This window comes from Nocardioides iriomotensis (assembly GCF_004168035.1).
Taxonomy (GTDB): Bacteria; Actinomycetota; Actinomycetes; order Propionibacteriales; family Nocardioidaceae; genus Nocardioides_B; species Nocardioides_B iriomotensis.
Map to the genome: position 1 here is coordinate 312663 of NZ_SDPU01000021.1, position 9949 is coordinate 322611.

The window sequence follows — 9949 nt, forward strand, 5'->3', positions numbered from 1 at the left end:
GGTGGTGGTGCGGGTCAGCCGGCGGGGGTGCCGACGACCTTGACGTGCCTGGCGCGTCCGTAGTTGTCGAAGGAGCCGAAGCCGACGCGGCCGCCGGCGTACGTCGTGTCGGTGGCGGTCATCAGCGGCTCGTCAGCCGCGTCGACGTACACCGCGACAGCGCCGGTCGAGGCGTCGTAGTCGAGCCGGACGTCGTGCCAGTCGGTGTCGTCGATCGCGGGGGTGGCGCCGACGGTGCCGGTCCACTGGTCGTCGATGCGGCGCCGGTCGGCGTCGTCGACCACGAAGATCCCGTTGTGCGGGTAGATCGTGTTGTCCTGCGAGAGGTGCGCGTAGTAGAAGCGCGTGGGCGACTGGAAGTTCCAGACCAGGATCACGTCGCGGTCGTTGCGCGTGACCGGTTCGTCGATGCGGACCTCGGCGCGGTAGCTGAGCGAGCCGAGCTCGGGGCCCTTGGTGACCACGGCGTACTCGAACGGCCGGCGAGGGCCCGGGGGAGCGGTGCCCCGCTCGGTCATCACGACCTGGCCGTCGGCGAACGCCCACTTGCTGTCGGTGAGCGGGTCCCAGTGCTCCGGCTCGGCCGGCGCGACGACCCGGACCTGCGCGGGCGCGGCGGCGCCGGGCGGCGCGGGAGCGAGCGCGGCGACCAGGGCGGCCGCGGCGGCCCCCGTCGTGGCGAGGGCGGTGCGTCTGGCGCGGGGGGTGCTGCGGTGGGGCATGGCCGAACCTTTCCGAGTGAGGTGTGGCGTGACTGCCGGAGCTGCTAGAGGTGCGGCTCCACGAGCTCGACGTAGCGGCGGGCGAGCGTGGCGACGACCGCGTCGCCGTCGGCCGCCCAGACGTCGGCGTTGAAGATCTCGACCTCGACGTCGCCCCGGTAGCCGGCCGCGGCGACCGCGGCGGTGAGGGCGGCGAAGTCGACGTGCCCGTCGCCCATCATCCCGCGCGAGAGCAGGGCGTCCGGCGGGAGCGGCGTGATCCACTCGCACACCTGGTACGACGCGATCCGGTCGCCGGCGCGGGCGACCTGGTCGAGCACGCCGGGCTCCCACCACACGTGGAAGGCGTCGACGACGACGCCGACGGCCTCGACGGGCAGCGGCTCGGCGATGTCGAGCGCCTGAGCGAGCGTGGAGACGACGCCGCGGTCGGCGGCGAAGATCGGGTGCATCGGCTCGATCGCCAGCCGGACGCCGACGTCGAGGGCGTGCGGCACCAGGGCCTCGATCGCGGAGGCGGCGCGGTCCCGGGCGGCGGCGAGGTCGCGGTCGCCCGCGGGCAGCCCGCCGGGCACGAGCACGAGGGCGGGCGCGCCGAGCGCGGCGCACTCGTCGAGCGCGCGCAGGTTGTCCTCGTGCCGCTCCTTGCGCTCGACGTCGTCGGCGGTGGTGAAGAACCCGCCGCGGCAGACCGACGACACCCGCAGGCCGGCGTCGCGGACCGTCGCGGTGGCGGCGGCGAGGCCGACCTCGGCGACCGGCTCGCGCCAGACCCCGATCGAGGGCAGCCCGTGTCGCACGCAGCCGTCGACGGCCGCGCGGAGGTCCCAGCCGTTGACGGTCTTCTGGTTGAGCGACAGCCGGCCAAGCCGGGGGTCGCCGGGCTCGGGGGTCGGCACCCGGGCGGCCAGCCCGCTCGGGACGTCGAGCTGCGGCCCGGTCACCGCGCCACCCCCGCGGACTCGAGCCAGAGCCGGAGCCGGTGCGCCGCGAGCTCCGGGTCGGGCAGCAGCTGTGCGTCGTTGGCGAGCGCGAACAGCCGGCCCAGGTGCACGCTGCTGCGCGCGGACTGGAGCCCGGCGACCATCGTGAAGCCGGGCTGGTGCCCGGACAGCCAGGACAGGAAGGCGATGCCGGTCTTGTAGTGGTACGTCGGGGCTTCGAACACGTGCCGGGACAGCGCGAGCGTCGGCGCCATCTCGTCGTCGTAGAGCGCGAGGTCGCCGTCGTCGAGCGCGGTCAGCGCCGCCGACGCGGCGGGCGCCACGGCGGCGAACGCGCCCAGCAGCGCGTCGGAGTGGTGCGTGCCGTCGCCGCGGATCAGCTCGGGGTAGTGGAAGTCGTCACCGGTGTAGAGCCGCACGCCGTCGGGCAGCGCGGCGCGCAGGGCCACCTCGTGGTCGGCCGAGAGCAGCGAGACCTTGACCCCGTCGACCTTCGCGGCGTGCTCGCGCACGAGGTCGAGGAAGGTCGCGGTCGCGGCGTCCACGTCGCGCGAGCCCCAGTAGCCCGCGAGCTGCGGGTCGAACGCCTCGCCGAGCCAGTGCAGGATCACCGGCTCGCGCGCCTGCCGGAGCAGGTCGGCGTAGACGGTGACGTAGTCGTCGGGTCCCTGCGCGATCGCGGCGAGCTGCCGCGAGGCCATCAGGATCACCTGCGACCCGGTGGACTCGACGAAGGCCACCTGCTCGGCGTAGGCGTCCCGCACGGCGGCGACGGTCGCGAGTGAGCCGGGCGCGGCCTGGTCCGTGCCGGCGCCGGACGCGATGCGGGCGTCGTACTCCCGCGCCTGCTCGGCGCTGCGCCGGACCAGCTCCTGCACCGCCGGCCAGTCGAGGCCCATGTTGCGCTGGGCGGTGTCCATCGCCTCGGCGACGCCGAAGCCGAACCGGAACAGCTCGCGACGGAACGCCAGCGTCGACTCCCAGTCGACGACCGCCGGCGCACCGGGCACGTTCTCCCCGCGCGGGTCGGCGACGACGTGGGCGGCGGCGAACGCGACCCGCGAGGCGAACGGCTGCGGGTGGTCCTTCCACTGCCGTGTCTCGCGCAGGTCGACCCGCTCCCACCCGCCGTCGGCGAGCGGGATCTCGACGAACCCGGGGGAGGGGCTCATCGCATTGCCACCCGGCGACCCTCGGCCGAGGACTGCAGGCCCGCGTCGACGAGCTGGAGGCCGCGCACCCCCGCGGCGAAGTCGTAGGGGTGCGGACGGCCGTGGTGCACGTCGAGGAGGTACTGCTCCCACTGCGCCCGGAAGCCGTTGCGGAACTCCTGGTTGTCGGGCACCTCGTCCCACTGCGCGCGGAAGTCCTCGGTGGTGGGCAGGTCGGGGTTCCACACCGGCTTCGGCGTGCGCACCCGCGACTGCACCCGGCAGCCGAACAGGCCGGCGACGGCCGAGCCGTGGGTGCCGTCGACCTGGAACTCCACGAGCTCCTTGCGGTCCACGCGGACCGCCCACGAGGAGTTCACCTGGGCGATGACACCGCCCTCGAGCTCGAAGATCGCGTACGCCGCGTCGTCGGCCGTGGCGTCGTACCGCTCGCCGTGCTCGTCCCAGCGCTCCGGGATGTGCGTGACGGCCCTGGCGGTGACCGCCTCGACGCCGCCGAACAGGTTCTCCAGCACGTAGTTCCAGTGGCAGAACATGTCGAGGACCATGCCGCCGCCGTCCTGGGACCGGTAGTTCCAGCTCGGCCGCTGCGACGGGAGGTAGTCGCCCTCGAAGACCCAGTAGCCGAACTCGCCGCGCACCGACAGGATCCGGCCGAAGAAGCCGCCGTCGATGAGCCGCTTCAGCTTCATCAGGCCGGGCAGGTAGAGCTTGTCGTGCACGACGCCGTTGATGATCCCGGCCTTCTCGGCGGCGTCGACGAGCTCCTGCCCCTCGGCGACCGACTCGGCGATCGGCTTCTCGGTGTAGACGTGCTTGCCCGCGGCGACCGCCTTGAGGATCGCCTTCTTCCGCTCGGTGGTGACCTGCGCGTCGAAGTAGATCGTCGCCGGGTCCTCGGCGAGCGCGGTGTCGAGGTCGGTCGTCCAGTCGGCGATGCCGTGCTCGTCGGCGAGCCGGCCGAGCTTCTCGGCGTTGCGGCCGACCAGGACCGGCTCGACCTGCAGCCGGCTCCCGTCCGGGAGAGGGATGCCGCCGTCGTCGCGGATGGCGAGGACCGAGCGCAGCAGGTGCTGGCGGTAGCCCATCCGGCCGGTGACGCCGTTCATCAGGATCCGGTAGGTGGTCTCAGACATGAGTGGTGTCCTTGCTGCTGCGGGAGGCGGTCGTGGCGGCCGGTCGGCCGCCGAGGTAGAGCTCGGCGAGCTGCGGGTCGGCGAGGAGGTCCTGCGCCGGGCCGGAGATGTGCACCCGGCCGAGGTCGAGGACGCAGCCGAGGTCGGCGGTCTCGAGGGCGCGCCGGGCGTTCTGCTCGACGAGCAGGACGGCGGTGCCGGCGTCGCGCATGCGCACGACCTGCTCGAAGACGGTGGCGGTGGCCTTGGGGTCGAGGCCCATCGAGGGCTCGTCGAGGAGCACGACCCGCGGGCTCACCATGAGCGAGCGGGCGAACTCGACCTGCTTCTGCTGGCCTCCCGACAGCGCGCCCGCGAGCGCGGACCAGCGGTCGGCGACGACCGGGAACAGCGTCTTGACGAAGTCGACGCGCCCGGCGACCTCGGCCTTGTCCTTCACGGAGTAGGCGCCGAGCATGACGTTCTCGGAGACGGTCATCTCCTTGAAGACGCTGTGCCCCTGGAGCACGTGCGACAGCCCGGCGGCGAGCATCTGCTGCGGGTTGTTGCGGGTGACGTCGTGGCCCGCGACCCGGATCGTGCCCGAGCGCGGGGTGAGCATGCCGCTGGCGACCTTGAGGACCGTCGACTTGCCGGCGCCGTTGGGGCCGACCAGGCAGACCACCGTCGCCGGCGGGACCTTGACGGTGAGCCCGCGCAGGACGAGGGCGGCGCGGCCGTAGCCGGCCTCGATGTCGTCGAGCTCGAGCAGGTACTCGCTCGGAGCTGCGCTGTCAGATGCCAAGGTAGGCCTCCAGGACTCGGGGGTCGTTCTGCACGACCGACGGCGGCCCCTCGCAGATCTGCCGGCCGCGGTCGAAGACGACGACGTGGTCGGACAGGCTCATGACGAGGTCCATGTTGTGCTCGACGACGATGAACGTCTTGCCCTCGGCGTTGAGGTCGCGGACGAGGTTGGCGATCCGGTCGATGAGCGCCGGGTTCACGCCCCCGGCGGGCTCGTCGAGCATGATCGTCTCCGGGTCGGCCATCAGGACGCCGGCCAGCTCGAGCAGCTTCTGCTGCCCGTAGGAGAGGTCGCGCGCCTCGCTGTGCTCGAGGTGGTCGATGCCGACCCGCGCGAGCAGGCCACGCGCCCGGTCGAGCTCCTGCGGGTCGCGCGCCGAGGCGAGCTGGCGGCGCAGGCTGGTGGAGCGGACGGCGACGAGCATGTTCTCCATGACCGTCATCCGCGGGAAGACCCGGCACAGCTGGAAGCTGCGGCCGATCCCGGTGCGGGCCACCCGGTGGGACGCCTTGCCGGTGATGTCCCGCCCGCGGTACGTCGCCGTGCCGGCGTCGGGCTTGATCATCCCGGTGACGCAGTTGAAGAACGTCGTCTTGCCCGAGCCGTTGGGCCCGATCAGCGCGTTGACCTTGCCGTGCTGGAAGGTGACGGTCGCGCCGTCGACGGCGGTGACGCCGCCGAACGACTTGGTCAGGCCGACGGTGGCCAGGTTGGGCTGGACCGCGGCGGCGGTGACGGTCATCGGCGGGCTCCTTCCGTGACGGGCTCGCGTTCCTCGGCGTCGGCCGCGGACCTGCGCTGCTCGGCCAGCTCGGCGGCGGTGACCTCGCGGATCGACGCCGCCTGGGGGCGGAACCGGTTGAGCAGCGAGGAGGCGGCCGGGATGATCCCGTCGGGCATGAACAGCACGACCAGCGCGAGCAGCAGGCCCATCGCGACGAGGTGGAACTGCGTGTCGCCGTACTGCGCCTTGAAGTACTCCACCGCGTAGCCGACGATCACCGCGCCCAGCACCGGGCCGAACAGGCTGCGGATGCCGCCGAGCAGGCTCATCAGCACCATGTAGGAGCCGACCAGGATCGAGAACTGGAAGATCGGGTCGAGGAAGCCGAACCAGAGGGCGTACATCCCGCCGCCGAGGGCGGTGAAGAACGCCGAGACGACGAACGCGACGAGCTTGTACTGGAACGTCGGAACGCCGAGCGACTGCGCCTTGTCCTCGTCCTCGCGGATCGCCTTGAGGCCGGTGCCGAACCGCGAGCGATCGATCAGCCACCAGGTCAGCAGCGCGACCGCGAGCAGGACGGCGTGCAGGTAGAAGAACCGCTCGTGCTGCTCGGGGCGGAGGACGTCGGTGCCGAACGGCCGCGGGACGCGCAGTCCGTTGGAGCCGCCGGTGAACGAGCCCCAGGACTGGAAGACCAGCAGCAGGATCAGCACCAGCGCGATCGAGACGATCACGAAGGACGCGCCGCGGACCCGGAGGCTGGCGATGCCGACCGGCACGGCGAACGCCGCGACGAGGAGGCCGCCGGCGAGCATCGCCAGCCACGGGTTCATGCCCGTCTCGATGACGAGCAGGCCGGTGGCGTACGCCCCGAGACCGGAGTACGCCGCGTGGCCCAGCGAGATGTAGCCGGTGAAGCCGCCGACGAAGTTCCACGACGTGGCGAGCACGGCGTAGCTCATGATCACGACGCCGACCGAGAGGATGAACGCGTCGGGCGCCATGCGCGGGAAGGCGACGACGAACGCGACGGCCGCGAGGAGGCCGAGGGCCTTAGAAGCGCTGCGCAAGACGACCTCCGAAGAATCCCTGCGGACGCAGCATCAGCGTCGCGAAGAGGGCGATGTAGAAGAACGTCTGGGCCCAGGTGGTGCCCAGCGGGATCTGCAGCAGCGACTGCCCCAGGCCGAGCACCATCGCGGCGATCGCGGCGCCCGGGATGCTGCCGAGTCCGCCGACGACGATGATCGCCATCAGTGGGCCGATCCAGTGCCAGTGCAGGGACGGGTAGATCGTCGAGTCGAGCGCGAGCGCCGTCCCGCCGATCGCCGCCGTGGCCAGGCCGAGCCCGAAGCCGTAGCCGGCCACCCGGTCGGTGTTGATGCCGACGAGGCGGGCGGCCTCGGGGTGCTGGATCGTGGCCCGGAGCGCCTGGCCGAACTGCGTCTTCTTCAGCAGCAGGAACAGCGCGCCGAGCGACACCGCGGCCAGCAGGAAGGCGATGAGCTTCACGACCGCGACGTTGGCGCCGAGGATCTCGAAGTTCGCTCCGCCGTACGGCAGCCGGATCCGGCGTTGCGTGCCGGTGAAGGCGAAGCCGAGCAGGCCCTCGATGGTCAGGGCGATCGAGAAGGTGAGCAGCACCGACATCATCGTCAGCGTGGCCGGGCGGAGCCGGGAGATGAGCAGCCGCTGCATGACCACGCCGATCCCGAAGAACAGCGGGACGGTCAGCAGCAGGCTGATCATCGGGTCCAGCCCGGTGGTCCGGGTGAAGAACCAGGCGAGGTAGGCCGCGAGGATCAGGAACGCCGAGTGGGCGATCATCACCACGCGCATCACGCCGAAGTAGAGGGTCAGGCCGGCGGCGAGGAGGGCGTAGAGCCCGCCGAGCAGCACGCCGAGCACGAGGCTCTGGAGGAGGAGTGACATCGGGGCTTCCTCACCACTCCGGCTTGTCGAGGATCAGGTCGGCCTCGGCGGCGTCCTCGGGCAGCACGATGCGGATCTTGCCGTCGACGTACTGCTGGATGAGGTGGGCGCCCTGCGGCCGTCCGGCCTCGTCCCAGGTGAGCGGTCCGACGACGGTCTCGACCTCGTTCTCGCGGAGCCAGTCGATGAGCTGCTGCTGGCACTCGGCGTCGGGGTCGGCGCAGCCGACGGCCTCGACGGCCGCGGCGACGACCTGGCCGGTGGTCCACGCGTTGGCCTCGTCCTCGGCGGGCGGCGTGCCGTGCGTCTCGGTGTAGTAGTCGACGAACTCCTGGTTGGACTCGTACGGCGCCTCGGGCGTGTAGCCGGTGGGGGAGAGGATGCCCTCGGTCTCGGTGCCGATCGCCTCGGGGAACTCCGGGTTGGTGGGCGCGGTGGAGAACGCCGCCATCTCCGGCTGGTAGTCGAGCTGGCGCAGGGCCACGATCAGGTTCACCGCGTCCTGGTACTGCGTGCCCCCGACGACGACGTCGGCGTCGCTGTCGGCGATCTTGGCCGCGATCGACCCGAAGTCGGTGGTGTTGGGCGGGTAGACCTCGTCGACGACGGTCTTGACGCCCATCTCCTCGAGCCGGGTCTTCAGTCCGTAGGCGGTGCCCATCGCGAACGGGTCGTCCATCGCGGCGTACGCGGCGGTCTTCGGCCGCTCGTCCTCGGGCAGCGCCTCGATCGCGTCGGCGAGGTGGTCGTAGTGGTCGTCGGCGACGGCCGGGGCGGCGTAGAAGAGGTTGTCGAAGCCCTGCGTGAACACCTCCTCGGCGGCGCCGGCCGGCTCCACGAAGAGGAAGCCGTAGTCCTGCGCGACCTGGGCGGCCGGCACCACGAGGCGGGTCGAGAACGGTCCGAAGACGAGGTCGACGCCGTCCTGGTTGATCAGCTTCTCGTAGTCGGCGGCCACCCGGTCGGCGTTGGACTGGTCGTCGAGGATGGTCAGCTCGACCTGGCGGCCCAGGAGGCCGCCGTTCTCGTTGACGTGGTCGGCCCAGGCCTCGTAGCCGCGCTGGACGCCCTTGCCGGGCTCGGAGAAGTCGCCGGTCAGCGGCAGCGAGATGCCGATCTTGATCGGGGCGTCCTCGCCGTCGCCACCGTCGCCGCCGGCCGAGCCCGAGCTGATGCAGCCGGTGAGGGCGAGGCTGGACGTCGCCGCGAGTGCGCTGAGCCGGAGACTGGTCGAGACCTTCATGTCGCTCCTCGAGAGTGATTACGTAAGCGCTTTCGTAAGCGCTTTCGGTAATCTAGTCTGACGATGTCCGGCGTGGCAAGCGTCACAAGGGCAAGAATTCGGATCGGACCAGACCGCGGGGGATCGAGGAGGGCGCGTGCCGAAGGAACGGACGGCGACGCTGCGGCTGCAGGACGTGGCCGAGCAGGCCGGCGTCTCGCTGGCCACGGCGTCGCGCAGCCTGTCGGGCGCGCCCGGGGTGAGCGAGGCGGTGGCCGAGCGCGTGCGCGAGGTCGCGCGGCGCCTGGGGTACGTCGCCAACGTGCACGCGCGCAGCCTGGCCGGCGGCGTGTCGCGGTCGGTCGGCCTGGTCGTCCACGAGATCGGCGACCCGTACTTCGCCGAGATCGCCAGCGGCGTGCTCCGCGTCGGCGCCCGCGAGGGCCTCACCGTGCAGATCTGCCACACCGGTCGCGACCCGGAGCGCGAGCTCGACCAGATCCGGCTGCTGGTGGCCAACCGGGTAGGCGCGATCATCGTCGCCGGCTCGGGCTTCGTCGACGCCTCGAAGCAGGCGGCGGCCAAGGCGGACCTGCAGGCGTTCCAGCGCGCCGGCGGGCGGGTTGCGGTGATCGGCCGGCACCACCTCGGCGCCGACGCGGTGCTGCCGGACAACCAGAAGGGCGGGCGCGCGATCACCGAGCACCTGCTCGGCCTCGGGCACCGGCGGATCGCCGTGGCCTCGGGGGCGCGCGAGCTGACGACGATCGCCGACCGGATGACGGGCGTCGAGGAGGCGCTGACCGCCGAGGGGATCGACCCGGCGTCGGTGCCGGTGGTCGAGGCGGAGTTCACCCGGGCCGGCGGCCGTCAGGCAGCCGAGCGGATCCTCGACGAGCACCCGGAGACCACCGCGATCCTCGCGCTCAACGACGACATGGCGATCGGCGTGCTCTCCGCGCTCCGGGCGCGGGGCGTGTCGGTGCCGGAGGACGTCTCGGTCGCCGGGTTCGACGACGTGGCCGTCGCGCAGGACCTGGCGCCGTCCCTCACGACGGTGCGGCTGCCGATGGCGGAGATGGGGGAGCAAGCGCTGCTGCTGGCGCTCAAGGAGCCGTCGTCCCGGCCCCGCCGCCGGCACGCCGGCCACGAGGTCGTCGCCCGCGACTCGACGGCGCCGCCGCGCCGCTGACGGGTCTAGGGTGTGGCTCTCAATTCTGGCCGTCGCGAGCGTCGTCCGGTGCGTGCGATGGCAAGGCGCCGGAGCGAAGGCGGGCCGGCGGCCCGTCGAGTGACGGCAACGCCGC

Annotated in this window: 10 protein-coding genes; 1 reads left to right on the forward strand and 9 read right to left on the reverse strand. The window is 72.2% G+C overall.

The genetic code is table 11. From position 1 onward, the window contains the following. Window positions 1-14: 14 nt before the first annotated feature. The 9 genes from ETU37_RS10815 to ETU37_RS10855 are packed head-to-tail and all read right to left on the reverse strand — an operon-like array spanning window position 15 to window position 8663. Window positions 15-722 (reverse strand): hypothetical protein, encoded by a 708-nt coding sequence (locus ETU37_RS10815; RefSeq protein ID WP_129987310.1) that lies wholly within the window; start codon window positions 720-722, stop codon window positions 15-17. Between the two features lie 44 nt (window positions 723-766). Then, a complete protein-coding gene (locus ETU37_RS10820; protein ID WP_129987311.1) occupies window positions 767-1666 on the reverse strand; it encodes a sugar phosphate isomerase/epimerase family protein in 900 nt (299 codons plus the stop codon). Beyond that, window positions 1663-2838 (reverse strand): dihydrodipicolinate synthase family protein, encoded by a 1176-nt coding sequence (locus ETU37_RS10825; RefSeq protein ID WP_129987312.1) that lies wholly within the window; start codon window positions 2836-2838, stop codon window positions 1663-1665. Before ETU37_RS10825 ends, ETU37_RS10820 begins: the two co-directional genes overlap by 4 nt. Beyond that, a complete protein-coding gene (locus ETU37_RS10830) occupies window positions 2835-3974 on the reverse strand; it encodes a Gfo/Idh/MocA family protein (protein WP_206053855.1) in 1140 nt (379 codons plus the stop codon). The genes ETU37_RS10825 and ETU37_RS10830 overlap by 4 nt, the downstream gene beginning before the upstream one ends. Further along, on the reverse strand, window positions 3967-4758 hold the full coding sequence (locus tag ETU37_RS10835) for an ABC transporter ATP-binding protein (protein WP_129987313.1): 792 nt from the start codon (window positions 4756-4758) through the stop codon (window positions 3967-3969). Before ETU37_RS10835 ends, ETU37_RS10830 begins: the two co-directional genes overlap by 8 nt. Beyond that, on the reverse strand, window positions 4748-5503 hold the full coding sequence (locus ETU37_RS10840; protein WP_129987314.1) for an ABC transporter ATP-binding protein: 756 nt from the start codon (window positions 5501-5503) through the stop codon (window positions 4748-4750). The genes ETU37_RS10835 and ETU37_RS10840 overlap by 11 nt, the downstream gene beginning before the upstream one ends. Next, window positions 5500-6558 (reverse strand): branched-chain amino acid ABC transporter permease, encoded by a 1059-nt coding sequence (locus tag ETU37_RS10845; protein WP_240755668.1) that lies wholly within the window; start codon window positions 6556-6558, stop codon window positions 5500-5502. The genes ETU37_RS10840 and ETU37_RS10845 overlap by 4 nt, the downstream gene beginning before the upstream one ends. Further along, window positions 6542-7420 carry a branched-chain amino acid ABC transporter permease gene (locus ETU37_RS10850; RefSeq protein ID WP_129987315.1) on the reverse strand — a complete coding sequence of 293 codons (879 nt, stop codon included), beginning with the start codon at window positions 7418-7420 and terminating at the stop codon, window positions 6542-6544. Before ETU37_RS10850 ends, ETU37_RS10845 begins: the two co-directional genes overlap by 17 nt. 10 nt (window positions 7421-7430) lie before the next feature. Further along, complete coding sequence (locus ETU37_RS10855; protein ID WP_129987316.1) at window positions 7431-8663, reverse strand: amino acid ABC transporter substrate-binding protein; 1233 nt, start codon at window positions 8661-8663, stop codon at window positions 7431-7433. Window positions 8664-8799: 136 nt separating this feature from the next. Between ETU37_RS10855 and ETU37_RS10860 the strand changes: the two genes are divergently transcribed. Beyond that, on the forward strand, window positions 8800-9834 hold the full coding sequence (locus ETU37_RS10860) for a LacI family DNA-binding transcriptional regulator (RefSeq protein WP_129987317.1): 1035 nt from the start codon (window positions 8800-8802) through the stop codon (window positions 9832-9834). The last annotated feature ends 115 nt before the right edge of the window (window positions 9835-9949 follow it).